Source organism: Kitasatospora sp. NPDC087314, from assembly GCF_044744365.1.
In the GTDB taxonomy this organism is placed as follows: Bacteria; Actinomycetota; Actinomycetes; order Streptomycetales; family Streptomycetaceae; genus Kitasatospora.
In genome coordinates this window covers 419,340-442,386 of the sequence record NZ_JBIUYE010000001.1, presented here as the reverse complement: position 1 = coordinate 442,386, position 23,047 = coordinate 419,340, and the positions used below count along the sequence as shown (strand labels likewise).

Below are 23,047 nucleotides of genomic sequence, written 5' to 3'. Positions count from 1 at the left end.
GCTTCGGTCCCCGCCCTCACCGGCGTCGGGCCGATTCTGCCGGTGGCGACGCTCCCACCGACCGACCGCGCGCGCAGCCCTAGACAGGCAGCCTCGTGCCGGCCAGACCGGCCGCCGGGTGCACCCACCAGTCGACCAGATCCTGACACCGGGGTTATTCCGTGAAAAAGCTCTCCGCACGACGGCGCCACCCATTGGCGGCGCTGGTCGTCCTACTTCTCGCCCTGGCGGCAACCGGGGGGCTGTACGCCGCGTTCGCGCCCGCCGACAAGGCGCAGGCCGACGTCGCCGCGCAGTCGCTCGCGATCGATGAGGGCAAGAAGCTCTTCGCCGTGGGCTGCTCCTCGTGCCACGGCCTGAACGGCCAGGGCAGCAGCGACGGTCCGAGCCTGGTCGGCGTCGGCTCCGCCTCCGTCGACTTCCAGGTCGGCACCGGCCGCATGCCGGCCCAGCAGCCCGGCGCCCAGGTGCCGCGCAAGAAGAACATCTACTCGCAGGCGGAGATCGACCAGCTCGCCGCCTTCGTGGCCTCGCTCGGCCCCGGCCCGGTGACGCCGACCAAGGAGCAGTACACCTCGACCAACCCGGACGACATCTCCAAGGGTGGCGAGCTGTTCCGCACCAACTGCGCCCAGTGCCACAACTTCGCCGGCCAGGGCGGTGCCCTGACCAAGGGCAAGTACGCCCCGTCGCTGGAGGGCGTGGACGCCAAGCACATCTACGAGGCCATGCAGACCGGCCCGCAGCAGATGCCGTCGTTCCCGGACACCACCATGCCCGAGGAGCAGAAGAAGCAGATCGTGGCCTTCGTCCGCCACACCACCAACGATGAGCCCAACCCCGGTGGTCTCACGCTCGGCAGCCTCGGTCCGGTGACCGAGGGTCTGTTCGGCTGGATCTTCGGTCTCGGCACGCTCATCGCGGTCGCGATCTGGGTCGCCGCCCACACCACCAAGGCCAAGAAGTCATGAGCCACGACATGTCAGAAGAGAAGCTTCCGGAGTCACACGGCTCCGCCGGTGAGGTCGCCGAGCACGGCGACCCGTTCGCCGACCCGGGCCTGCCGGCTCACGAGCCCCGCCGCACCGACATCGACGAGCGGGCCGCCAAGCGGGCCGAGCGCCAGGTCTCGCTGATGTTCGTGGTCTCGATGATCGCCACCGTCGGCTTCATCGCCTCGTACGTGGCCATCGACCCGGACAAGATCGTCTACATCTTCCCGCTCGGTCACGTCAGCGCGCTGAACTTCGCGCTCGGCCTGACCCTGGGCGTCGCGCTGTTCATGATCGGCGCGGGTGCGGTCCACTGGGCCCGCACGCTGATGTCGGACGTCGAGCTGCCGGCCGAGCGTCACCCGATCGAGGCTGACGACGAGGTCCGCGCGGACGTCATCGACCAGTTCAAGACCGGTGCCGCGGAGTCCGGTTTCGGCCGCCGCAAGATGATCCGCAACACCCTCATCGGCTCGATGGCGCTGGTCCCGCTCTCCGGCGTGGTCCTGCTCCGCGACCTCGGCCCGCTGCCCGAGAAGAAGCTGAAGGAGACGGGCTGGAAGGAGGCGACCCCGGTCAAGCCGCTGCAGCTCATCAACATGAGCACCAGCCAGCCGATGAAGGCCGAGGACATCGTCGTCGGCTCGCTGACCTTCGCCATGCCCGAGGGCCTGCACGTCCACGACGAGGACTTCCAGCAGGCGATCGCCAAGGACGCCCTGATGCTCGTGCGCATCGCGCCGGACGACATCAAGGACGACAAGTCCCGGGAGAAGGGCTTCGAGGGCATCCTCGCCTACTCCAAGATCTGCACGCACGTCGGCTGCCCGATCAGCCTCTACGAGCAGCAGACCCACCACGCGCTCTGCCCCTGCCACCAGTCGACCTTCGACCTGGCGGACGGCGCGCGCGTCATCTTCGGCCCGGCCGGCCACCCGCTGCCGCAGCTGAAGATCACCACTGACGAGAAGGGCTTCCTGGTCGCCACCGGCGACTTCGAGGAGCCCGTCGGCCCGAGCTACTGGGAGCGTGCTCGATGAGTAGCGCGAGCAGCACCACCTCCGGTGCCGCCAAGCCCGCCAGCACGCGCGCCAAGCCCGCCAACAAGTGGGAAGCCGCCGCGGACTGGACGGACGGCAGGCTGGGGATCTACTCCCTCGCCAAGGCCAACCTGCGCAAGATCTTCCCGGACCACTGGTCCTTCATGCTGGGTGAGATCTGCCTCTACACGTTCGTCATCATCATCCTGACCGGTGTCTACCTGACGCTGTTCTTCAAGCCCTCGATGGCCGAGGTCGTCTACAACGGCTCGTACGTCCCGCTCAAGGGCATCGGGATGTCCGAGGCGTACGCGTCGACGGTCGACATCAGCTTCGAGGTCCGCGGCGGTCTGCTGATCCGGCAGATCCACCACTGGGCCGCCCTGGTCTTCGTGGCCGCGATGCTCGTGCACATGATGCGCGTGTTCTTCACCGGCGCGTTCCGCAAGCCGCGTGAGATCAACTGGGTCTTCGGCTTCCTGCTGCTGGTCCTGGGCATGTTCGACGGCTTCTTCGGCTACTCGCTGCCGGACGACCTGCTGTCGGGCACCGGTATCCGCTTCATGGAAGGCGCGATCCTCGCCGTCCCGCTGGTGGGCACCTACGTCCAGATGTTCCTGTTCGGGGGCGAGTTCCCCGGCCACGACATCGTGCCGCGCTTCTTCACGATCCACGTGCTGCTGATCCCGGGCATCATGCTCGGCCTGCTGGTGGCGCACCTGATCCTGGTCTTCTACCACAAGCACACCCAGTGGGCGGGCCCGGGCAAGACCGAGAAGAACGTCGTCGGCATGCCGCTGATGCCGGTCTACATGGCCAAGGCCGGTGGCTTCTTCTTCCTGGTGTTCGGCCTGATCGCCGCCATCTCGGCGATCGCCACGATCAACCCGATCTGGGCGTACGGCCCGTACCGCCCGGACCAGGTCTCCACGGACGCCCAGCCCGACTGGTACATGGGCTTCTCCGAGGGTCTGATCCGTGTCATGCCGGGCTGGGAGGTCGGCCTGTGGGGCCACACCCTGAACCTGGGTGTCTTCATCCCGCTGATGATCTTCCCGCTGGTCCTGGTCTCGATCGCGGTCTACCCGTTCATCGAGGGCTGGATCACCGGCGACAAGCGCGAGCACCACATCCTGGACCGCCCGCGCAACGCCCCGGTCCGCACCGCGCTCGGCGCCGCCTGGATCAGCCTGTACCTGGTGCTGCTGGTCGGTGGTGGCAACGACCTGTTCGCCACCCACCTGCACCTGTCGATCAACTCGATCACCTACTTCGTCCGCGTCGGCTTCTTCGCGGTGCCGGTCATCACCTTCATCATCACCAAGCGCTGGTGCCTCGGCCTCCAGCGCCGGGACAAGGAGAAGGTGCTGCACGGCCGCGAGACGGGCGTCATCAAGCGCCTGCCGCACGGCGAGTTCGTCGAGGTGCACGCCCAGCTGCCGCAGAAGGACCTGTACAAGCTCACCGCGCACGAGCAGATCCAGCCGGTCGAGCTGCCGGCCCAGACGGACGAGAACGGCGTGGCCGCCAAGTCCGGTCTGCTCAACCGCACCCGGGCCAAGCTCTCCCGCGGCTTCTACGGCGGCGGCAGCCAGATCCCCAAGCCGACGTCCGAGGAGCACCACGAGATCACCAGCGGCCACGGCCACCACTGATCCCGTACGCGCCACAGCGTCACACCCGAGGGCCGCTGACCAGAGTTCTTCTGGTCGGCGGCTCTCGGGCTTTCCCGTCCCCCGTCCGTACCCTCCAGGAGCCCCTCGTGCAGTTGTCCGTCGACCCCGCCGCCGCCACTCCCCCGTACGAGCAGATCCGGGCCCAGATCGCCGAGCGGGCCCGCTCCGGCGAGCTGCCGACCGGGCTGCGGCTGCCCACCGTCCGGGCCCTGGCCGAGGAACTGGGGCTGGCCGCGGGGACGGTCGCCCGGGCCTACCGGGAGCTGGAGGCGGACGGCGTGGTGGAGACCCACGGCCGGCGCGGCACCCTGATCGCCGCCACCGGCGACACCGCGCACCGGCTGGCCGCCGCGGCCGCCACCGAGTACGCCGAGCGGGCGACCCGGCTCGGGCTCTCGCACGTGGACGCGCTGGCCGCGGTGGACACCGCCCTGCGGCTGGCCTACGCGGGGGCCTGAGGAGGCCTGCGCGGGCCCGCCGCGGGGGCTCAGACCTCCGGGCGGATCATCCCGGCGGCGTGGGCCTGGGAGGCCGGCACGGTGGTGCTGACGGGCTGTCCCAGGGCGCCGTGCTTGACCCAGTCCGTCCAGGAGACGTTCCAGTCCCCGAAGCCGTTGCCGAACGGCTCCATGGTGGCGCCGTGGCTGTTCACCACCGTCACCAGGTCCCCCACCCTGGTGTTCTGGTAGAACCACTTGGCGTCGTCGGTGCTCATGCCGGTACACCCGTGGCTGACGTTCGCCACGCCCTGCGAGCTCACCGACCAGGGCGCCGCATGGACGTACTCGCCGCTCCAGGTCACCCGGGTGGCCCACTCCACGTCGAGGTCGTAGGCCTCCGAGCTGCCGGCAGCTATCCCGATCGTCTCGCCGTTCATCCGGACGGAGCGCTCCTGGCCGAGCACCACCTTGACGCCGTTGCGGGTGTCGAAGCCGGGCTTGCCGGTGGTCACCGGGATGCGCCGGACCCGCTTGCCGTCGCGGAGCAGGGTGAGCTCGTGGGTGGCCGCGTCGACCACCGACTCGACCCGGTCGCCGATCCGCAGGCTCAGCGCGCTGCGGTCGCCGCCGTAGAGGCCGTCCGCGATCCGGCTGCCGGTGCCGTCGAAGGCCAGCGAGACGGTGGCCCCGGACGGCCAGTACTCCTCCGGGCGGAAGTGCAGGTTCTTGTCGTCCACCCAGTACCAGGCGCCGGTGACGGCGGGTTGGGAGGCGACGGTCAGGGCGCGCTCGACCTCCTGGCGGGCCTGGGGGTCCTTCACCGCCTCGGACAGCTGCACGGTGAGCGGCTGGCCGACGCCGTAGACGCCACTGCCGGAGGAGTCCGGTCCCAGCTTCGCGGTCAGCAGCCGCTGCGCGGCGAGCGTGCTGAAGCCCGCGGTGGTGTCCCCGCGGCCGCCCTTGCCGTCGTCGGCGGCGATCCGCACCGAGTAGTCGGTGCCGGCCTTCAGCCGGCCGGTGGTCTGCCAGCTGTGCTGGTCCTCGGCGAGCTGTCCGGCCACCACCCTGCCGTCCGGGCCGACCACGGTGACGTCGGTGAGCCGGCTGCCGGGCACCGAGGTCACCGTGACCGGCCGGGAGGGATCGACCTTGCCCACGGCCGAGAGATGGACGAGCGGGGCCGCGTCGATCCGGTGGGGACCGGTCGCCTTGTCGCTGTCGGACGAGCAGGCGGCCAGCGGGGCCAGCACTGCGAGGGTCAGCGAGATGCCGCCGATACCTGCGATTCCACGCCTGTCGGCCATGACCGCCTCCGAGGGTTCGCATGATTGATCAGATCGTATGAACGGCGTGAGGCGAAGCGACATCCGAGCGACCATCCGTTCACCCGGGCGAGTGAGGCGGTCACCCTGGGGAAGCAACAGGGCCGGTCCCCCCGTGCGGGGGGACCGGCCCTGTTGTCGGCGGCGGAACCAGGGAACCTACTGGTTCTGGTTCTCGCCCCGGTAGAACTCGAAGACCCAGCCGAAGAGGCCGATCAGGATGATCGGGATCGACCAGAACAGCAGCCACCAGCCGAAGATCACACCGAGGAACGCCAGCGAGCCACCGATCGCCAGGGAGAGCGGCTGCCAGCTGTGCGGGGCGAAGAAGCCCAGCTCGCCGGAGTCGTCCGCGACCTCGGCCTCGGGGTTGTCACCCGCGCCGCTGTCCACCCGACGGGCGGTGAAGGCGAGGTAGTACCCGATGAAGGCACAGAGCGAGAAGGCGAGGAAGAGCGCCGTGGTGCCGGCCGCCTCGATCCCGTGGTCCGAGTGGTTGGTCCACAGGCCGTAGGTGATGGCCATCGCGAGGACGAAGACCGCCAGGCCGAGGAAGATCTTTCCCTGTTCCTTCATCAGGCGTCGCCCTCCTTCTTACCCTTGTCCAGCTTCGGGGCGTCGTACTTCGCCGGGGTCACACCGGCGAGGTGCTTGGCCGGCTCACCGTGGTTCTCCAGGTAGTCCAGCGCGGCGATCTCCGGGTGGTGGAGGTCGAAGGCCGGGGATTCGGAGCGGATCCGGGGCAGGGTGAGGAAGTTGTGCCGCGGCGGCGGGCAGGAGGTCGCCCACTCCAGCGAGCGGCCGTAGCCCCACGGGTCGTCGACCTCGACCTTCTCGCCGTACTTGGCGGTCTTCCACACGTTGTAGAGGAAGGGCAGCATCGAGGCGCCGAGCACGAACGAACCGATGCTCGAGACGGTGTTCAGCGTGGTGAAGCCGTCCGAGGCCAGGTAGTCGGCGTAGCGGCGGGGCATGCCCTCCGCACCGAGCCAGTGCTGGACCAGGAAGGTGGTGTGGAAGCCGAAGAACAGCGTCCAGAAGGTGATCTTGCCGAGGCGCTCGTCCAGCATCTTGCCGGTCATCTTCGGCCACCAGAAGTGGAAGCCGGCGAACATCGCGAAGACGACGGTGCCGAAGACCACGTAGTGGAAGTGGGCGACGACGAAGTACGAGTCCGAGACGTGGAAGTCGATCGGCGGGGAGGCCAGCAGAACACCGGTCAGACCACCGAACAGGAAGGTGACCAGGAAGCCGACCGTCCAGAGCATCGGCGTCTCGAAGCTCAGCGAGCCCTTCCACATGGTGCCGACCCAGTTGAAGAACTTCACACCGGTCGGGACCGCGATCAGGAAGGTCATGAAGGAGAAGAACGGCAGCAGCACCTGGCCGGTGACGTACATGTGGTGCGCCCACACCGTCACGGACAGACCGGCGATCGCGATGGTGGCCGCGATCAGACCGGAGTAGCCGAACATCGGCTTGCGGCTGAAGACCGGGATGATCTCCGAGACGATGCCGAAGAACGGCAGCGCGATGATGTACACCTCGGGGTGGCCGAAGAACCAGAAGAGGTGTTGCCACAACATCGCCCCGCCGTTGGCGGGATCGAATACGTGGGCCCCGAATTTACGGTCCGCCTCCAGGGCGAACAGCGCGGCGGCCAGGACCGGGAAGGCCAGCAGGACCAGCACGGCGGTCAGCAGGACGTTCCAGACGAAGATCGACATCCGGAACATCGTCATGCCGGGGGCGCGCATGCAGATGATCGTGGTGATGAAGTTGACCGCACCGAGGATCGTGCCGAAGCCGGAGAAGGCCAGACCCATGATCCACATGTCGGCGCCGACGCCCGGCGAGCGGACCGCGTCCGACAGCGGGGAGTAGGCGAACCAGCCGAAGTTGGCGGCACCGTTCGGGGTGAGGAAGCCCGCCACCGCGATGGTCGAGCCGAAGAGGTACAGCCAGTACGCGAACATGTTCAGACGCGGGAACGCCACGTCCGGGGCGCCGATCTGCAGCGGCATGATCCAGTTCGCGAAGCCGGCGAACAGCGGCGTCGCGAACATCAGCAGCATGATCGTGCCGTGCATCGTGAACGCCTGGTTGAACTGCTCGTTCGACAGGATCTGGGTCCCGGGACGAGCCAGCTCGGCGCGCATGACCAGGGCGAGGATGCCACCGATCAGGAAGAAGGCGAACGACGTGCCCAGGTACAGGGTGCCGATCGTCTTGTGGTCGGTGGTGGTCAGCCACTTGATGATGGTCGAACCCGGCTTGCGGGTCCGCTGCGCCCCGACCGTGACGGCCCCGGCGCCCCCGCCGGCCGCGGCGGGCTCGTTGAGGATGGTCACTTCTCTTCACTTCCCATGGTCGTGATGCCGGAGGGCACCGCGCCGGTCTGGCCCTTGGCCCGGAGGTCCGCCAGGTGCTTGTCGTAGTCGGCGCGGTCGACGACCTTGACGTTGAACAGCATGCGCGAGTGGTCGACGCCACAGAGCTCCGCACACTTGCCCATGTACTCGCCCTTGACGGTGGGGGTGACCTCGAACTTGTTCACCACGCCCGGCACGACGTCCATCTTCATCATGAAGTTGACGGGCCAGAAGTCGTGGATGACGTCACGCGAGGTCAGACGGAACTGAACCGTCTCGTTGACCGGCAGCCAGAGCGTCGGAGCGTCCTTGGGCGTACCGACGTCGTACGCGGCGTTCTTGTTGGCCGGGTCGGGGTTCTCGGTGTTCTCGTAGTTGAACGCCCAGCTCCACTGGAAGCCGACCACGTTGACCGTGTGCTGCGGCTTCTCGGAGACGGCGATCAGCTTCGACTCGTCGCGGGCGACGAAGTAGAAGAGCACCGACACGATGATGATGGGGACCGCGGTGTAGAGCGCCTCGATGGGCACGTTGTACCGGGTCTGCGGAGGGACCTCCACGCCGGTGCGGCTGCGCCGGTGGAAGATCACGCTCCAGATGATCAGACCCCACATCAGTACGCCGACCACCAGCGCCGCGATCCAGGAACCCTGCCACATCTGGAGGACCATCGGCCCTTCCTTGGTGACGGGGCTCGGGAGGCCAAGCCTGGGGAGGTCGTTGGCCGAGCAGCCGGTGGCGGTCGCGATGACGAGGCCCAGTGCCAGCGCCTGAGGCAGCTTCCGCCGCATCGTGCGCCGCGGCGAGCGGTCGGAGCCGTTGGGACTCACGTAGCGCCTTCCCGAAGTCTCGCCCGCCTTCGCGTCGCCCCGCGGAGGATTGTGAGCCTCCCCGGCGACCCGTCCACGGGCACGGTTTGAATGCTTATGCGGGCCAAACCCTACTCCAGCCTTATGCGCTCCTGACGGGCAGCCCCCGGTAACGCGCCGCCCGGTCGCCCGATCAGGCCCGGCAGGGGCTGCGTCGCAGGTCATCGTAGGCATTCGAGGTCCTTACGCCCGATCGGGGGATGGCGTCGAACAACGCGGGTGACGGTCCGTCGGACGAGGACGAAGCGGACATTCGGGGTGATCGACTGACGGCCGGTAAGCGATGTCGTCGGGCCGGAAGGCCTCCGGATGTGCCGTTAAATGTGACCGTGTACTTCGACGCGGCTTCGACGGCCCCTCTGCACCCCGTCGCACGGCAGGCACTGATCGCCGCCCTGGACGAGGGCTGGGCCGACCCGGCCCGGCTGTACCGCTCCGGCCGGCAGGCCCGGATGCTGCTGGACGCCGCCCGCGAGACGGTGGCCGAGGCCCTGGGCGCCCGGGCCGACGAGATCGCCTTCACCGCGAGCGGGACGCAGGCGGTCCAGCTCGGCATGCAGGGCGCGCTGACCGGCCACCGGCGGCGCGGCGGGCACCTGGTGCACTCCGCGGTGGAGCACTCCAGCGTGCTGCACGTCGCCGAGGGGCACGAGGTCGGCGGCGGCACCGTCTCGGTGGCGCCGGTGGACCGCGCCGGACGGGTCGACCCGGAGGCCTTCGCCGCGCTGCTGCGCGCGGACACCGCGCTGGCCGTCCTGCAGAGCGCCAACCACGAGGTGGGGACGGTCCAGCCGGTCGGCGAGGTCGCCGGGCACTGCCGCGAGGCCGGCGTCCCGCTGCTGGTCGACGCGGCGCAGAGCGTCGGGCGGATGGACGTCCCGGCCGGCTGGTCGCTGCTGACCGCCAGCGCGCACAAGTGGGGCGGGCCGCCCGGGGTCGGGGTGCTGGCGGTGCGCAAGGGCGTCCGGTACGTCTCGCCGCTGCCGGCCGACGAACGCGAGGGCGGGCGGGTGCCCGGCTACGTCAACGTCCCGGCGATCGTGGCCGCGGCCGCCTCACTGCGGGCCGTCCGGGCCGAGGCCGAGCGGGAGAACGCCCGGCTGCACGCGCTGGTGGAGCGGATCCGGGCCCGGGTGCCGCAGCTGGTGCCCGAGGTCGAGGTGGTCGGCGACCCGGTGCGGCGACTGCCGCACATCGTCACCTTCTCCTGCCTGTACGTGGACGGCGAGGTGCTGCTCACCGAGCTGGACCGGGCGGGCTTCGCGGTCTCCTCCGGCTCCTCCTGCACCTCCTCCACCCTGACGCCGAGCCATGTGCTGGCCGCGATGGGGGTGCTCACGGAGGGGAACGTCCGGGTCTCGCTGCCCGCCGGGACGGCCGAGGCGGACGTCGAGCGCTTCCTCACCGTGCTGCCGGAGCTGGTCGCGGGCGTCCGGGCGCCCCTCGGGCTGGACCTGCCGGCGCCGCGGGTGCAGACGCGGACCCTCGTCATCGACGCCCTGGGCAAGCGGTGTCCGCTGCCGGTGATCGAGCTGGCGAAGCGGATCGGCGAGGTGCCGGAGGGCGGCACGGTCGCCGTGCTGTCGGACGACGAGGCGGCCCGGCTGGACATCCCGGCCTGGTGCGAGATGCGCGGGCAGGAGTACGCGGGCGAGGCCCCGGCCGCCGACTACGGCGGCGACCGGGGCACGGCCTACCTGGTCGTCCGGCGGACTACTTGACCAGGTGCGCGCGGACGTCCGCGGCGGCCTCGGCGCCGTAGGCGTCCTCGAAGCGCTTCAGGAAGACGGTCGGGCGCAGCTCGTACTCCTGGGTGCCGACGGTCTCGATCACCAGGGTGGCGAGCATGCAGCCGAGCTGGGCGGAGCGCTCCAGGTCCAGCTGCCAGGACAGGCCGGCCAGGAAGCCGGCCCGGAAGGCGTCGCCGACGCCGGTCGGGTCGACCTTCGCCTCCTCGGCGGCGCAGCCGACCAGGATCGGCGCCTCGCCCTTGCGCTCGATCCGCACGCCCTTGCTGCCCAGGGTGGTGATCCGGGTGCCGACCCGGGTGAGGATCTCCTCGGCGCCCCAGCCGGTCTTGCTCTCGATCAGCGCGGCCTCGTACTCGTTGGTGAAGAGGTACGCGGCGCCGTCGACGATCTCCCGGATGTCGTCGCCCTCCAGGCGGGCCAGCTGCTGGGAGGGGTCGGCGGCGAAGGCGTAGCCGCGGGTGCGGCACTCCTGGGTGTGCCGGACCATGCCCTGCGGGTCGTCGGCGCCGATCAGGACGAGGTCGAGGCCGCCGACGCGGTCGGCGATCGGCTTGAGCTCGATGTTGCGGGCCTCCGCCATGGCACCGGTGTAGAACGAGGCGATCTGGTTGTGGTCCTCGTCCGTGGTGCACATGAAGCGGGCCGTGTGCCGGGTCTCGGAGATGTGGACGGAGGTGCAGTCCACGTTGTTGCGCTCCAGCCAGCTGCGGTACTCGGCGAAGTCCGCGCCGGCCGCACCGACCAGGATCGGGCGGAGTCCGAGCACGCCCATGCCGAACGCGATGTTCGGCGCGACCCCGCCGCGGCGGATGTCCAGGGTGTCGACCAGGAAGGACAGCGACACGGTGTGCAGCTGCTCGGCGACGAGCTGGTCGGCGAACCGACCGGGGAACGTCATCAGGTGGTCGGTGGCGATCGAGCCGGCGACGGCGATACGCACGGAAGGTCTCCTCAAGATGGCTACAGGGCCAGCGGGCAGGCACGGGTGAACCCACTCACGGTACCGGGCCCTGGGCGGGCGGCAGCAAGACCGCCGCAATCGGCCACCCCTGCGGGCGGTGGTGGCACCCGCCGCCGTCGAACGTGTACTACCTCCGGGTAGCACTGGTGGGCGGGCCGAGCACCGGCCTAGTGTCGGCAGCAGGGGCCCCGTCGGACCAGGTCCGGGCCCCGTCGTCGACCGTGGCAGTGCGGCCACGGCCCTGGATCGGAGCGATGCCCGATGATGTCCAACCACCCCCCGCTGACCGCCCTCCGGGACGGAGCGGACGGCGAGACCCTTGACGCGCTGGTGAGTTCGTCCCGGCGACTGCGCCGTTTCTGGCCACTTCTGGCGTCCGGCCCGGAGCCGACCGCGCCCGCCCGGAAGGGGTTCCGGGTGCCGTCCCGTGCGCAGCGGCTGGTAGCCGGGATGGCCGAGTACGGCAACTGACCCGGTGCCCGGCCCGGCCACGGGGCAGGGCCGGGGCCGGGTGGAACCGGATCCGTCCGGGTCACGTCACATCCGCGCGGAGCGGCCGAGCGGGCGGCGCCGCTGAGCCCTCGGGAGGATGTACAGATGGATCTGGAGACGATGCCCCGGCGCGGTCGGCGGGTGACGGCCCTGGCGGGTCTGGTGCTGGCGGCGGCGGTCACGGTGGCCGGGTGCAACGGGGACGGCAAGACCTCCTCGGACTCGGCGGCGGCCGGCGCGGCCTCGGCCACGACCTCGGCCGGCACGACGGCGTCCCCGCAGGCCCCGGCGGACCCCGCCACCCCGCCCGCCGCCACCCCGCCCTCGGACCCGGCGTCCGCACCGGCGGCGAGCCCGTCGACCGGCTCCTCCCCCGGCTCGGCCGCGCCGGCCCCGGCGCAGCCGTCGGCGACCACCTCACCGGGCACTCCCCCGGGGATCGCGGTCGGCGAGCCCGACCCGGCCGGGACGGGGGCGCGTCCGGCGGTCTCCTACCGGGTGGACGGCAGCAACCGGCTGACCGTCTACTTCTTCGGCGGGGTCTGCCAGCAGTACGGGCTGAAGGCGGACGAGTCGCACCCCGGCCGGGTGGGCGTCAGGATCGTGGTCGCGGCGCCGATGCCGTCCGGGCAGGTCTGCAACGCGCTGGCCAAGCGGCAGACGGTGTCCGCCGACCTGCGCTCGCCGCTGGCGGGGCGGACGGTGACCGACCAGTCGAGCGGCCAGAACGTGCCGCTGGAGGCCGACCCGCACATGGGCCCGGACCCGGTCACGCCGGACGTCGCCGGGCAGTAGGGCGGGACACGGTGAAACGCGAAGGCGGCCCCGGGGAGATCCCCGGGGCCGCCTTCGCGGTGCGGCCCGACTGAGCGGTACCGCTTAGCTGAACGAGTCGCCGCAGGCGCAGGAGCCGGTGGCGTTCGGGTTGTCGATCGTGAAGCCCTGCTTCTCGATGGTGTCGACGAAGTCGACGGTGGCGCCGCCCAGGTACGGGGCGCTCATCCGGTCGGTGACGACCTTGACACCGTTGAAGTCCTTGATCACGTCGCCGTCGAGCGAGCGCTCGTCGAAGAACAGCTGGTAACGCAGGCCGGAGCAGCCACCGGGCTGGACGGCCACGCGGAGCGCGAGGTCGTCACGGCCTTCCTGCTCCAGCAGGCCCTTGACCTTGGCCGCGGCGGCATCGGTAAGGAGGATGCCACTTTCGACAGTGGTCTCGTCCTGGACGGTCATCTGCTTTCTCCCGGTCTTGGCGACGGTCTACCGCCAGTGCCAACCACCGGCCGTCCGGATTCATTTCCCGGACGGAGGTTGTTTCGTCGGCCTGTCGGCGGCGGAATTTCCGTGGGCCGGGTGTGCCACCCGCGTCCCCTACGCTCCCCATGCTCGCACAACCCGGGAGGACGGGTCACCGCCCGAGTCACGGAATCCGGGGGAACCGGCCCCGGGCCGGGTCGGCGGACGCCAGGATGGTGGCCATGATCCTGCGCCAGGTCAGGGACACCGCCGCCGACGCGGAGGCCGTCCAGGAGCTCGCCCTCGCCGCGTCCGCCGACCCGGCCCGCCCCGGGCCGGCCGCCGTGCCGACCCCGCTGCAGCCGGCCCGGGTCAGACACCTGGCGCGCACCGACCCGGCGGGCTGCTGGCTCGCGGAGAGCGGCGGGCAGCCGGTCGGTGCGGTGCTGTCGATGCGCCGGGAGGGCCTGTGGACGCCCTCGCTGTTCGCGGTCCGGCCGCAGGCGCAGGGCAAGGGCGTCGGGCGGCTGCTGCTGGAACGGGCGGCCGCGCATTCCCGGGGCTGCCTGCGCGGGATGGTCTGTGTGTCGGCCTCCCCGGCGGCGGCCCGCCGCTACCGGCTGGCCGGGTTCACCCTGCACCCGGCGATGCGGCTGACCGGGCGGGTGGACCGGGCCGGGCTGCTCGATCCCGGGGACATCCCGGTGCACCGGGGCAGCGCCACCCACCGGCACCTGCTGGACTCGGTGGACCGGCGGCTGCGCGGCTCCGCGCACGGCCCGGACCACGAGCTGATGCTGGGCCACTTCGAGGAGTTGCTGATCGCCGACGCGCTGGCCGGCAGCGGCTACTGCTACCGGGACGGCGGGGAGGTCAAGCTGCTGGCGGCCACCACCAAGCGGATCGCCGCCCGGCTGCTGCGCGAGGCGCTGGCCCGGGTGCCGGACGGGGTCGAGGCGCGGGTGGAGTTCCTGACCGCCGAGCAGGAGTGGGCGCTGGACGTCGGCCTGGAGGTGGGACTGACCCCGCGCAGCGGGGGCTTCGTCGGTCTGCGCGGGATGCGGCCGCCGGCGCCGTACCTGCCGAGCGGCGCCTTCCTGTAGACGGTCGGCCGGTGGGCCGTGCAGCCGGTGAACGCCAGGACCCCCGCCGTGCCCGGCGGGGGTCCTGCGCAGGAGCGTCGGCTCAGGCCATGGTGTCCAGGATCTCCCGGACCATCTCCATCGTCGTGCCCGGGTGCAGGAAGGCGAAGCGGGCGACCGTCTCGCCGTCCCAGCCGGTGGGGGTGACGAAGCCGATCTGGTCCGCGAGCAGCTGCTTCGACCAGCGGTAGTAGTCCTCGGTGGTCCAGCCCTTGCGCTTGAAGCAGACGGCCGAGAGCTGCGGGTCGAACAGCAGCTCCAGGTGGTCGGCGTCGCGGATGAGCCGGGCGGTGTCCTGGGCCAGCTTGAGGCCGGCCTCGATGGCGTCGGTGTACGCCTGGGTGCCGTGGACGGCGAGGGAGAACCAGAGCGGCAGGCCGCGGGCGCGGCGGGTGAGGTGGTAGGCGTAGTCGGTGGGGTTCCACTCGTCGCCCTCGGTGTGCAGGACGTCGAGGTAGGAGGCGTCCTGGGTGTGCACGGCGCGGGCGAGCTGCGGGTTGCGGTAGAGCAGCGCGGCGCAGTCGAAGGGGGCGAACAGCCACTTGTGCGGGTCGACGACGAAGGAGTCGGCGTGCTCGATGCCGTTGTAGCGCTCGCGCACCGAGGGGGCGAACAGGCCCGCGCCGCCGTAGGCGCCGTCGACGTGGAACCACAGGTCGCGCTCGCGGGCGACCTCGGCCAGGCCCTGGAGGTCGTCGATGATGCCCTCGTTGGTCGTCCCGGCCGTGCCCACCACCGCGATGACGGTCTCCGGGTGGGGGTCGGCGGCCAGCGCGGCGCGCAGCGCCTCGCCGGTGAACCGCCGGTTCACGGTGGGAACCGTGAAGGCCTCGACGCCGATGATGTTGAAGGTGTTCTTGACCGAGGAGTGGACCTGGTCGGCGACGGCTATGCGCAGCCGTGCCTCCGGGCCGACGCCCAGCCTGCGGCGGGCGGTGTCGCGGGCGACGACGAGGGCGGAGAGGTTACCCGCGGAGCCGCCGGAGACGAAGGTGCCACCGGCCGAGGCGGGCAGGCCGGCGCGGTCGGCGATCAGCCGCAGCACCTGGTTCTCGGCGGCGATCGCGCCGGCCGCCTCCAGCCAGGAGATGCCCTGCAGGGACGCGCAGGAGACCACCATGTCGAAGAGCAGCGCGGCCTTGGTCGGGGCGCACGGGATGAACGACAGGTAGCGCGGGCTGTCGGCGGAGATCACCGCGCGGGACAGCTCGTGGTCGTAGAGCTTGAGCACGTCGACGGGGCTGTTGCCGTCCGGGTTCAGCAGGCCGGCCAGCTGGGCGCGCAGGTGCTCGCCGTCACCGGGGTCGTCGAGCGGGACGGGGTCGTACTGCAGCCGCTCCCGCATGTAGTCGAATACCAGGTCGACCAGTTCGTTGTCGGGCCGGTGCATGCGGTCGGGGGCTGCGGACACGGCTGTCCCTCTCGGCTGTGGGGTGTCGGGGGATGCCTGGTCGGCGGGACGGTTCACCGCGTCGACCGGACGTGATCAGCGTAGGCAGCGGGAGGGGTCCGCCGCGCGTCGGAACGCGGCTGGTCAGGCAGGTTTCGGGCGTCTTCGACCCGGTCCGCGCAGGATTCCTGCGCACCCGCGAAAGGGGGCCGAACGGGTCAGCCGATGAGCTGGGAGAGGACGACCGAGGAGCGGCTGCGCTGGACGCCGGGCTCGCGCCGGATGCGCTCGATGACGGCCTCCAGGTGGCGCATGTCGGCGGCGCGCAGGTGGACCAGGGCGTCCGGGTCGCCGGTGACCGTCCAGGCGGCGACCACCTCGGGGAACTGGCGCAGGCTGGCGAGGATCTCCTCGGGGGCGGTCCGCTCGCGGCAGTAGACCTCGACGAAGGCCTCGGTCTGCCAGCCGAGCACCGACGGGTCGAGCACCACGGTGAAGCCGCGCACCACGCCGCGGGCCCGCAGCCGGTCGATCCGGCGGCGCACGGCGGTGGCGGAGAGGTTCACCTGCACGCCGATCTCGGCGTACGAGGCGCGGCCGTCGCTGCCGAGCCGGGCGAGCAGGAGCCGGTCGGTCTCGTCCAGGTCGGCCCCGACCACCTCGTGCGCTCGGCTGCTGGTCATCGGTGCGGGGCTCCACGGGTCGTACGGGTCGGCGGCGGCCTCGGCCGGAGGGGGTGCGGCCACTGCCGAAACGGTTCGCCAACCATTCTGGCGGATGTCAGGAGCGAGTTCACCGCTGGCAGATGACCGCCGCGGGTCCGTTTCCGGTCCACTGCCGGTCGGCGCGGGCCCGGCGCCCCGACGGACCCGGACGCGCCGCCACGGCCGGGATATCGATTCGGCCACGCCCGGAAGCATCCGATTCGGCGAGCGGTTCTCGTCACATCGACAGGATGGCCATCGTCACTCTGACGCTAACCGGTTATCATAGATAGCGTCAGATAGACGAAAAGGCTTCACCGCTTGATCGGCCGCACAGAAGGGCACCCGCCCGTGACCACCACCATCACCGAGACCTACGGCGTCGACCCCACTCCGACGCCGCTCGCTCTGCTGCTGCTCGGCCGCGAGGCCGACCCGAACAGCGAGCGCGGCGTCGAATGCCCCGGTGACCTCCCCCCTGCCTCCGACCCGAACCTCGTCGAGCGCGCCCGGGCGGCCAAGGCCGCGCTCGGCGACCGCGTCTTCATCCTCGGGCACCACTACCAGCGCGACGAGGTGATCGAGTTCGCCGACGTCACCGGCGACTCCTTCAAGCTCGCGCGCGACGCGGCGGCCCGCCCGGAGGCCGAGTACATCGTCTTCTGCGGCGTGCACTTCATGGCCGAGTCCGCCGACATCCTCACCGGCGACGCCCAGCAGGTCGTCCTCCCGGACCTCGCGGCCGGCTGCTCGATGGCCGACATGGCCACCGCCGAGCAGGTCGCCGAGTGCTGGGACGTGCTGACCGACGCCGGCATAGCCGACGTGACCGTCCCGGTCTCGTACATGAACTCCTCCGCCGACATCAAGGCCTTCACCGGCAAGCACGGCGGCACCATCTGCACCTCCTCCAACGCCAAGCGCGCCCTGGAGTGGGCCTTCGAGCAGGGCCAGAAGGTCCTCTTCCTGCCCGACCAGCACCTCGGCCGCAACACCGCGGTGCGCGACATGGGCCTCTCGCTGGACGACTGCGTCCTGTACAACCCGCACAAGCCGAACGGCGGCCTGACCGCCGAGCAGCTGCGGGACGCCAAGATGATCCTGTGGCGCGGCCACTGCTCGGTGCACGGCCGGTTCAGCCTGGACTCGGTGAACGACGTGCGTGAGCGGATCCCCGGCGTCACCGTGCTGGTGCACCCCGAGTGCAAGCACGAGGTCGTCTCGGCCGCCGACATGGTGGGCTCGACCGAGTACATCATCAAGGCGCTGGACGCCGCCGAGCCCGGCTCCAAGTGGGCCATCGGCACCGAGCTGAACCTGGTCCGCCGCCTCGCCAAGGCCCACCCGGACAAGGAGATCGTCTTCCTGGACCGGGCGGTCTGCTTCTGCTCCACCATGAACCGGATCGACCTGCCGCACCTCGTCTGGGCGCTGGAGTCGCTGGTCGAGGGCCGGGTGCCGAACGTGATCACCGTCGACCCGGAGACCGAGAAGTACGCCAAGGCCGCGCTGGACCGGATGCTGGCCCTGCCGTAGTCCGACCCGGATCCCGGGACACGACGAAGGGCGGGCCCCCTCCCACCGGAGGGGGCCCGCCCTTTCGTCTGGCACCGGCCGCGGCGGCTACTCGGGGTAGCCCGGGATCACACCCTCGCCGTCGGCCATCAACAGCTCGCGGACCTCTTCGATCGTCGCCTCGGAGCTCGGCAGGATCAGCTCGGACGGCTCCAGCGAATCCAGCGGCACCGGGGTGCCGAACCGCTTCACCGCGTCCAGCAGCTTGCCGTAGGCCCGACGGAAGTGCTCCTCGTCCCCCGACTCCACTGCGGTGACGAGCTCGGCATCGAGCTCGTTGAGCAGGTTCAGGTGGCTTTCGCCGACCTCGAACTGCCCCTCACCCATGACCCTCATGATCATGCCGTGCGTCTCCCTGGTTCCGTGGGATGGAGCTCAGATCACTTGTTGTAGTTGATGCGCGGGGTGTCCTGCTGCGGCTGGGCCTCCGACTGCTGCGGCTTGCCCTGCTCGATCGCGGCCGGACCGGAGGACGGGCCCGACAGCTCGGCCTTCATCCGGGCCAGTTCCAGCTCGACGTCGGTGCCGCCGGCCACCCGCTCCAGCTCGGCCTCGATGTCGTCCTTGCGGCCGAGACCGCTCGCGTCGTCGAGCGCGCCGGAAGCCAGCAGCTCGTCGATCGCGCCGGCCCGGGCCTGCATCTGGGCCGTCTTGTCCTCGGCCCGCTGGATGGCCAGGCCGACGTCGCCCATCTCCTCCGAGATGCCGGAGAAGGACTCGGCGATGCGGGTCTGCGCCTGAGCGGCCGTGTAGGTGGCCTTGATGGTCTCCTTCTTGGTCCGGAAGGCGTCCACCTTCGCCTGCAGTCGCTGGGAGGCGAGCGTGAGCTTCTCCTCCTCGCCCTGCAGGGCCTGGTACTGCGTCTCCAGGTCGGTGATCTGGGACTGCATGTTGGCCCGGCGGGTCAGCGCCTCGCGCGCGAGATCCTCACGGCCCAGGGACAGGGCCTTGCGACCCTGGTCCTCGTACTTCGCCGACTGCTGCTGGAGCTGGGTCAGCTGGAGTTCCAGGCGCTTGCGCGAGGTCGCGACATCCGCGACGCCACGCCGTACCTTCTGCAGCAGTTCGAGCTGCTTCTGGTAGGAGTAGTCGAGCGTCTCTCGGGGATCCTCCGCCCGATCCAAGGCTTTGTTCGCCTTGGAGCGGAAGATCAGCCCCATACGCTTCATGATTCCGTCGCTCATGGGCCTCGGGTGCCCCCTTCTCCGGCCTGCGGTCTCTATCTCGTTACCAGACACGACGAGTGTATGTGCAGCGAGCCCGTCGCCGCAGTGCACCTGCCTGCTACAAGACTGCTACAGCGACGAGCGGCAGTTCCTCATCCCCCGGGTGGATCCGCCTCTCATCCCCCCATAGTCCATCCGATTGATCCCCTACGGGAAGAGCCCGGGAGACCCCATCGGACGCCGACCTCCCGGATCGATATGCGTTTGGGTCCCGGGCGACCCCGAGAAGTCGACCCGCACCCCGTACGCTGGGGGTGTGTTCCGACGCCGTTCAGATGATGCCGCCGCCTCCGCCACCGTGCTGGAGAAGCAGGACGAGACGACCCAGCGCCACCCCCAGGCCAAGAAGGGCCGGCCAACGCCCAAGCGCAGTGAGGCCGAGGCCAACCGGCGCAACCGGGTGACGGTGCCCAAGGACCGCAAGGAGGCCGCCCGCCAGGCCCGCGAGCGGATGCGCTCCGAGCGCGAGAAGCAGCGCACCGCGCTGCTGGAGGGCGACGAGCGCCACCTGCCGGCCCGGGACAAGGGCCCGGTGCGCAAGTTCGCCCGCGACTACATGGACTCCCGCTGGTCGCTCGCCGAGTTCTTCCTGCCGGCCGCCGTGGTCATCCTGGTGCTGAGCATCATCAAGGTGCCGGCCATCCAGCTGCTGTCCACGCTGCTGTTCCTGCTCTTCTTCGTGCTGGTGATCCTGGACTTCGTCCGCCTCGGCTTCGGTCTGCGCAAGCAGCTCGCCGAGCGTTTCGCCGGCCAGAACACCCGCGGCACGGTCGCCTACGGCCTGATGCGCATCCTGCAGATGCGCCGGCTGCGACTGCCCAAGCCGCAGGTGCGGCGCGGGGAGAAGCCCTGACCGCCGAACCGGTGGACTCCGGCTGGGCCCCGCCATCCTGGGAGGGGCCCGGCCTGTACGCGTTGCCGGGGCAGGGGGACGGCGGCCACGACCGGATCGGCCAGGAGCGTCGGCTGCCCTCGCGCAGCGGCTCCTTCGCCGGCGGCACCGGTGCCTGGCTGGACCGGCTCGGCGGACTGCGCAACTTCGTCCGCCAGGAGCTGGTCTCCCGGCAGCTCGCCGAGCAGCTGGCCGGCCGCACCGCGCAGCGCGTCCTCGACATCGGCTGCGGCCAGGGCACCCAGGCGCTGCGCCTGGCCCGGGCCGGCCACTACGTCACCGGCATCGACTCCGACCCGGTCGCGCTCGGCGTCGCCCAGGGGGCGCTCGCCGAGGAGCCGCCGGAGGTCCGCGGCCGGATGCAGCTGCTCAGCGGCGACGCGCACCAGTGCGGGCGCTGGTTCGGCCCGCGCAGCTTCGACGTGGTGCTCTGCCACGGCGTCCTGATGTACCTGCCCGACCCGGACCCGATGATCGCCTCGCTGGCCCGGCTGCTGGCACCCGGCGGGCTGCTCTCGTTGCTGGTCCGCAACCGCGACGCGCTCGCCCTGCGGCCCGCCGCCGCCGGGGACTGGCGGGCCGCCCTGCACGCCTTCGAGAGCGACCGGTACTACAACCGGCTCGGGCTGGCCGCTCGTGCCGACCGCCTCGCCGACCTCTGCGTCACGCTCACCGAGGTGTCGGTGCCGCTGAAGCACTGGTACGGCGTGCGGATCTTCACCGACAACGCGCCCGACGACGCGACCCCGCCGGTGGACGGGCGGCAGCTGGCCCAGCTGCTGGAGGCGGAGGACCGGGCCGGCCGCACCGACCCGTACCGGCAGGTCGCCGCGCTGCTGCACGTGATCGGCGCCAAGTAGCCGCCCGGAGGCGGCGGTTACGCCTCGTGCAGGCTCATCGAGTAGACCACCCGGTCGTCGTCCAGCAGGACCGCCGTGTCGACTCCGTCCTCGGCGAGCTGCTTCCAGGACTCCCCGATCCAGGTCTCGGCGTCCCCCTGGCCGGCGAACTCCTCCTGGCCGCCGTTCGGCGCCACCACGGTGCCGTCCGTCTTCTCGTACCGCCACGTCCAGACCATGCCCGGCTCCTCCCACCGACGACGCTGCCTGTGTGCTGCGCACCTTAGCCTGCCCGGCCCGATCTTCCGTATGCCTGGGCGGACGGTCCGGATGGCCGGTCGGGCAGGATGGGCGCATGGCGACCCACCCCCCGCTCCCCCGCACGCTGCTGCTCGGCGGCGCCCGCTCCGGCAAGTCCACCCGGGCCGAGCAGCTGCTCGCCGACCGCCCGGACGTCCTGTACGTCGCCACCGGCGGCACCCGGGACGGCGACACCGAGTGGGCCCAGCGGGTCGCGCTGCACCGCGAGCGGCGGCCGGCGAGCTGGCGCACCGCCGAGACCTGCGACCTGGAGGCCGTGCTGGCCGACCCGGCCGACCCGGCGCCGGTGCTGATCGACTGCCTGGCGCTGTGGCTGACCGCGGTGATGGACGAGTGCGGCGCCTGGGACGACGCGGTCTGGGCGGACGGCGGCGAGGCCGCCGTCCAGCGGCGCTGCGAGGCCCTGGCGCGGGCCTGGGCGGCCACCGGGCGGACGGTCGTCGCGGTCAGCAACGAGGTCGGGATGGGCGTCGTCCCGGCGACCCCGGCCGGTCGGCGCTTCCGCGACACCCTGGGCCGGCTCAACATGGCCGTGGCGGACGCCTCGGAACGTGTGCTGCTGGTGGTGGCCGGGCAGGTTCTGACGGTCAAGCCAGCCGCGGCCTGAACATCCGCGGCGTGTAGCCTTCCGGACGATGGACACGACCGTGGATCTCGATACGTTCTCCTCGCTCGTCGAGCGCCCCGACGAAAGCGCCCGACGGGCCGCCGAGGAACGCTGGCAGGAGGCCGAGCGGCCGCGCGGCGGGCTCGGCAAGCTGGAGGAGCTGGGCAGCTGGCTCTCGTCCGTGCAGGGGCGCTCCCCCGTACGGCCGGTGTCGGCCCCCAAGGTGCTGCTGTTCGCCGCCGACCACGGCGTGGCAGCGCTCGGGGTGTCCCGGCTGCCCGCCAAGGGCGGCACCGCCGCACGGGTGCGCGCGGTGCTGGACGGCACCGCGCCGATCGCCCGGCTGGCCCGGCGCTACGGCGCCGAGGTGCGGGTGGTCGACGTCGCGGTGGACACCGATCCCGCCGACTTCCCGGACGAGGTGGTCACCCACCGGATCCGGCGCGGCTCCGGCCGGATCGACGTCGAGGACGCGCTCACCCCCGAGGAGACCGCACGGGCCTTCCGGGCCGGCATGGCCGTCGCCGACGAGGAGGCCGACGCCGGCACCGACCTGGTGCTCCTCGGCGACCTCGGCGTCGGCTCGACCACCGTCGCCGCCGTCCTGGTCGGCGCGCTGTGCGGAACGGACGCGGCCGCCGTCACCGGGCGCGGCTCGGGCGTCGACGACCGGGTGTGGATGGTCAAGTGCGCGACCATCCGGGACTCCCTGCGGCGGGCCCGGCCGGTCCTCGGCGACCAGCTGGCACTGCTCGGCGCCACCGGCGGGGCCGACTTCGCGGCGATCACCGGTTTCCTGCTGCAGGCCGCGGTGCGACGGCTGCCGGTGGTGCTGGACGGCGTCGTCTCGGCGGCCTGCGCGCTGGTCGCGCAGCGGATCGCCTTCCGGGCGCCGGAGTGGTGGCGGGCCGGGCAGTCCAGCGGCGAGCCCGCCCAGGCGAAGGCGTACGACCGGCTCACCCTGACGCCGCTGCAGGACCAGGGGATCACCATGGGCGAGGGCGTCGGCGCGCTGCTGGCCCTGCCGCTGCTCCAGGCCGCGGGCGACGCGCTCGCGGACGAGGCGCCGCAGCCGTACGTGCCGCCGGCACCGAAGGAGCAGCCGAAGCTGCCGTCGGCGGCGGACCTGCTGCGAAGGCTGTAGACGCAAGGTCATGGGCGCCCCGTCCGGGGTGCCGGGGGCTCGCCCCGGCACATCGG

Annotated in this window: 24 protein-coding genes; 13 read left to right on the top strand and 11 right to left on the bottom strand. The window is 71.3% G+C overall.

What is annotated here, in order from left to right:
* Positions 1-161 precede the first annotated feature (161 nt).
* The 4 genes from ACIO5E_RS02005 to ACIO5E_RS01990 all read left to right on the top strand — a co-directional run bounded on the left by ACIO5E_RS02005 (position 162) and on the right by ACIO5E_RS01990 (position 4,166).
* Complete coding sequence (locus tag ACIO5E_RS02005; protein ID WP_400662444.1) at positions 162-971, top strand: c-type cytochrome; 810 nt, start codon at positions 162-164, stop codon at positions 969-971.
* Between the two features lie 8 nt (positions 972-979).
* Entirely contained in the window at positions 980-2,032 is a 1,053-nt protein-coding gene (locus ACIO5E_RS02000; protein WP_400662442.1) for a Rieske 2Fe-2S domain-containing protein, read from the top strand.
* Positions 2,029-3,687, top strand: coding sequence for a ubiquinol-cytochrome c reductase cytochrome b subunit (locus ACIO5E_RS01995; protein WP_280674585.1), 1,659 nt, complete (start codon positions 2,029-2,031; stop codon positions 3,685-3,687). The genes ACIO5E_RS02000 and ACIO5E_RS01995 overlap by 4 nt, the downstream gene beginning before the upstream one ends.
* A gap of 107 nt (positions 3,688-3,794) precedes the next feature.
* Positions 3,795-4,166, top strand: a complete 372-nt coding sequence (locus ACIO5E_RS01990; RefSeq protein ID WP_400662438.1) for a GntR family transcriptional regulator — start codon at positions 3,795-3,797, stop codon at positions 4,164-4,166.
* A gap of 29 nt (positions 4,167-4,195) precedes the next feature.
* Here ACIO5E_RS01990 and ACIO5E_RS01985 read toward each other — a convergent pair whose 3' ends face one another.
* The 4 genes from ACIO5E_RS01985 to coxB all read right to left on the bottom strand — a co-directional run bounded on the left by ACIO5E_RS01985 (position 4,196) and on the right by coxB (position 8,672).
* Complete coding sequence (locus ACIO5E_RS01985) at positions 4,196-5,452, bottom strand: Ig-like domain-containing protein (protein WP_400662435.1); 1,257 nt, start codon at positions 5,450-5,452, stop codon at positions 4,196-4,198.
* 177 nt (positions 5,453-5,629) lie between these two features.
* Entirely contained in the window at positions 5,630-6,046 is a 417-nt protein-coding gene (locus ACIO5E_RS01980; protein ID WP_400662433.1) for a cytochrome c oxidase subunit 4, read from the bottom strand.
* Complete coding sequence (ctaD, locus tag ACIO5E_RS01975) at positions 6,046-7,821, bottom strand: cytochrome c oxidase subunit I (protein ID WP_400662430.1); 1,776 nt, start codon at positions 7,819-7,821, stop codon at positions 6,046-6,048. The genes ACIO5E_RS01980 and ctaD overlap by 1 nt, the downstream gene beginning before the upstream one ends.
* On the bottom strand, positions 7,818-8,672 hold the full coding sequence (gene coxB / locus ACIO5E_RS01970; RefSeq protein WP_400662427.1) for a cytochrome c oxidase subunit II: 855 nt from the start codon (positions 8,670-8,672) through the stop codon (positions 7,818-7,820). Before coxB ends, ctaD begins: the two co-directional genes overlap by 4 nt.
* Before the next feature lie 362 nt (positions 8,673-9,034).
* Between coxB and ACIO5E_RS01965 the strand changes: the two genes are divergently transcribed.
* Positions 9,035-10,432, top strand: coding sequence for a cysteine desulfurase/sulfurtransferase TusA family protein (locus tag ACIO5E_RS01965; protein WP_400662424.1), 1,398 nt, complete (start codon positions 9,035-9,037; stop codon positions 10,430-10,432).
* Here the strand turns inward: ACIO5E_RS01965 and ACIO5E_RS01960 are convergent.
* Positions 10,425-11,402 (bottom strand): carbohydrate kinase family protein, encoded by a 978-nt coding sequence (locus ACIO5E_RS01960; protein WP_400662421.1) that lies wholly within the window; start codon positions 11,400-11,402, stop codon positions 10,425-10,427. The genes ACIO5E_RS01965 and ACIO5E_RS01960 overlap by 8 nt on opposite strands.
* A gap of 282 nt (positions 11,403-11,684) precedes the next feature.
* Between ACIO5E_RS01960 and ACIO5E_RS01955 the strand changes: the two genes are divergently transcribed.
* Both ACIO5E_RS01955 and ACIO5E_RS01950 read left to right on the top strand, forming a co-directional pair.
* Complete coding sequence (locus tag ACIO5E_RS01955) at positions 11,685-11,894, top strand: hypothetical protein (protein WP_400662418.1); 210 nt, start codon at positions 11,685-11,687, stop codon at positions 11,892-11,894.
* A gap of 126 nt (positions 11,895-12,020) precedes the next feature.
* Complete coding sequence (locus tag ACIO5E_RS01950; RefSeq protein WP_400662415.1) at positions 12,021-12,710, top strand: hypothetical protein; 690 nt, start codon at positions 12,021-12,023, stop codon at positions 12,708-12,710.
* A gap of 84 nt (positions 12,711-12,794) precedes the next feature.
* On the opposite strand, the gene erpA is transcribed toward ACIO5E_RS01950, so the two are convergent.
* On the bottom strand, positions 12,795-13,148 hold the full coding sequence (erpA, locus tag ACIO5E_RS01945; protein WP_280674605.1) for an iron-sulfur cluster insertion protein ErpA: 354 nt from the start codon (positions 13,146-13,148) through the stop codon (positions 12,795-12,797).
* Positions 13,149-13,393: 245 nt separating this feature from the next.
* Here erpA and ACIO5E_RS01940 point away from each other — a divergent pair, with 245 nt between their 5' ends.
* Positions 13,394-14,254 carry a GNAT family N-acetyltransferase gene (locus tag ACIO5E_RS01940; protein WP_400662412.1) on the top strand — a complete coding sequence of 287 codons (861 nt, stop codon included), beginning with the start codon at positions 13,394-13,396 and terminating at the stop codon, positions 14,252-14,254.
* 82 nt (positions 14,255-14,336) lie between these two features.
* Here the strand turns inward: ACIO5E_RS01940 and ACIO5E_RS01935 are convergent, their stop codons facing one another.
* The gene (locus tag ACIO5E_RS01935) at positions 14,337-15,704 is read right to left on the bottom strand and encodes a pyridoxal phosphate-dependent decarboxylase family protein (RefSeq protein WP_400662409.1); all 1,368 of its coding nucleotides are present in this window, start codon (positions 15,702-15,704) and stop codon (positions 14,337-14,339) included.
* A 197-nt stretch (positions 15,705-15,901) separates the two neighbouring features.
* Complete coding sequence (locus ACIO5E_RS01930) at positions 15,902-16,366, bottom strand: Lrp/AsnC family transcriptional regulator (protein WP_280674611.1); 465 nt, start codon at positions 16,364-16,366, stop codon at positions 15,902-15,904.
* A 372-nt stretch (positions 16,367-16,738) separates the two neighbouring features.
* On the opposite strand from ACIO5E_RS01930, the gene nadA reads away from it, so the two are divergent.
* The gene (gene nadA / locus ACIO5E_RS01925) at positions 16,739-17,923 is read left to right on the top strand and encodes a quinolinate synthase NadA (protein WP_280674613.1); all 1,185 of its coding nucleotides are present in this window, start codon (positions 16,739-16,741) and stop codon (positions 17,921-17,923) included.
* An 87-nt stretch (positions 17,924-18,010) separates the two neighbouring features.
* On the opposite strand, the gene ACIO5E_RS01920 is transcribed toward nadA, so the two are convergent.
* Positions 18,011-18,304, bottom strand: a complete 294-nt coding sequence (locus ACIO5E_RS01920; RefSeq protein ID WP_400662405.1) for a hypothetical protein — start codon at positions 18,302-18,304, stop codon at positions 18,011-18,013.
* Positions 18,305-18,342: 38 nt separating this feature from the next.
* On the bottom strand, positions 18,343-19,146 hold the full coding sequence (locus tag ACIO5E_RS01915; protein ID WP_400662402.1) for a PspA/IM30 family protein: 804 nt from the start codon (positions 19,144-19,146) through the stop codon (positions 18,343-18,345).
* 298 nt (positions 19,147-19,444) lie between these two features.
* On the opposite strand from ACIO5E_RS01915, the gene ACIO5E_RS01910 reads away from it, so the two are divergent.
* Complete coding sequence (locus ACIO5E_RS01910) at positions 19,445-20,041, top strand: DUF3043 domain-containing protein (RefSeq protein ID WP_400662399.1); 597 nt, start codon at positions 19,445-19,447, stop codon at positions 20,039-20,041.
* A 158-nt stretch (positions 20,042-20,199) separates the two neighbouring features.
* Positions 20,200-20,940, top strand: a complete 741-nt coding sequence (locus ACIO5E_RS01905) for a class I SAM-dependent methyltransferase (protein WP_400663397.1) — start codon at positions 20,200-20,202, stop codon at positions 20,938-20,940.
* 17 nt (positions 20,941-20,957) lie between these two features.
* Here ACIO5E_RS01905 and ACIO5E_RS01900 read toward each other — a convergent pair whose 3' ends face one another.
* A complete protein-coding gene (locus tag ACIO5E_RS01900) occupies positions 20,958-21,158 on the bottom strand; it encodes a hypothetical protein (RefSeq protein WP_400662396.1) in 201 nt (66 codons plus the stop codon).
* A gap of 116 nt (positions 21,159-21,274) precedes the next feature.
* Between ACIO5E_RS01900 and cobU the strand changes: the two genes are divergently transcribed.
* Positions 21,275-21,847: a bifunctional adenosylcobinamide kinase/adenosylcobinamide-phosphate guanylyltransferase gene (gene cobU, locus ACIO5E_RS01895; protein WP_400662394.1), complete on the top strand. Its 573-nt coding sequence runs from the start codon at positions 21,275-21,277 to the stop codon at positions 21,845-21,847.
* Between the two features lie 28 nt (positions 21,848-21,875).
* Complete coding sequence (locus ACIO5E_RS01890; protein WP_280674624.1) at positions 21,876-22,991, top strand: nicotinate-nucleotide--dimethylbenzimidazole phosphoribosyltransferase; 1,116 nt, start codon at positions 21,876-21,878, stop codon at positions 22,989-22,991.
* The last annotated feature ends 56 nt before the right edge of the window (positions 22,992-23,047 follow it).

Bases quoted from the DNA above. Each gene is read 5' to 3' on its own strand.
- ACIO5E_RS02000 (WP_400662442.1), top strand. From the start codon at position 980: ATGTCAGAAGAGAAGCTTCCGGAGTCACACGGCTCCGCCGGTGAGGTC.
- ACIO5E_RS01995 (WP_280674585.1), top strand. From the start codon at position 2,029: ATGAGTAGCGCGAGCAGCACCACCTCCGGTGCCGCCAAGCCCGCCAGC.
- ACIO5E_RS01985 (WP_400662435.1), bottom strand. From the start codon at position 5,452: ATGGCCGACAGGCGTGGAATCGCAGGTATCGGCGGCATCTCGCTGACC.
- ACIO5E_RS01980 (WP_400662433.1), bottom strand. From the start codon at position 6,046: ATGAAGGAACAGGGAAAGATCTTCCTCGGCCTGGCGGTCTTCGTCCTC.
- ACIO5E_RS01955 (WP_400662418.1), top strand. From the start codon at position 11,685: ATGATGTCCAACCACCCCCCGCTGACCGCCCTCCGGGACGGAGCGGAC.
- ACIO5E_RS01950 (WP_400662415.1), top strand. From the start codon at position 12,021: ATGGATCTGGAGACGATGCCCCGGCGCGGTCGGCGGGTGACGGCCCTG.
- erpA (WP_280674605.1), bottom strand. From the start codon at position 13,148: ATGACCGTCCAGGACGAGACCACTGTCGAAAGTGGCATCCTCCTTACC.
- ACIO5E_RS01940 (WP_400662412.1), top strand. From the start codon at position 13,394: ATGATCCTGCGCCAGGTCAGGGACACCGCCGCCGACGCGGAGGCCGTC.
- ACIO5E_RS01930 (WP_280674611.1), bottom strand. From the start codon at position 16,366: ATGACCAGCAGCCGAGCGCACGAGGTGGTCGGGGCCGACCTGGACGAG.
- ACIO5E_RS01920 (WP_400662405.1), bottom strand. From the start codon at position 18,304: ATGATCATGAGGGTCATGGGTGAGGGGCAGTTCGAGGTCGGCGAAAGC.
- ACIO5E_RS01915 (WP_400662402.1), bottom strand. From the start codon at position 19,146: ATGAGCGACGGAATCATGAAGCGTATGGGGCTGATCTTCCGCTCCAAG.
- ACIO5E_RS01900 (WP_400662396.1), bottom strand. From the start codon at position 21,158: ATGGTCTGGACGTGGCGGTACGAGAAGACGGACGGCACCGTGGTGGCG.
- cobU (WP_400662394.1), top strand. From the start codon at position 21,275: ATGGCGACCCACCCCCCGCTCCCCCGCACGCTGCTGCTCGGCGGCGCC.
- ACIO5E_RS01890 (WP_280674624.1), top strand. From the start codon at position 21,876: ATGGACACGACCGTGGATCTCGATACGTTCTCCTCGCTCGTCGAGCGC.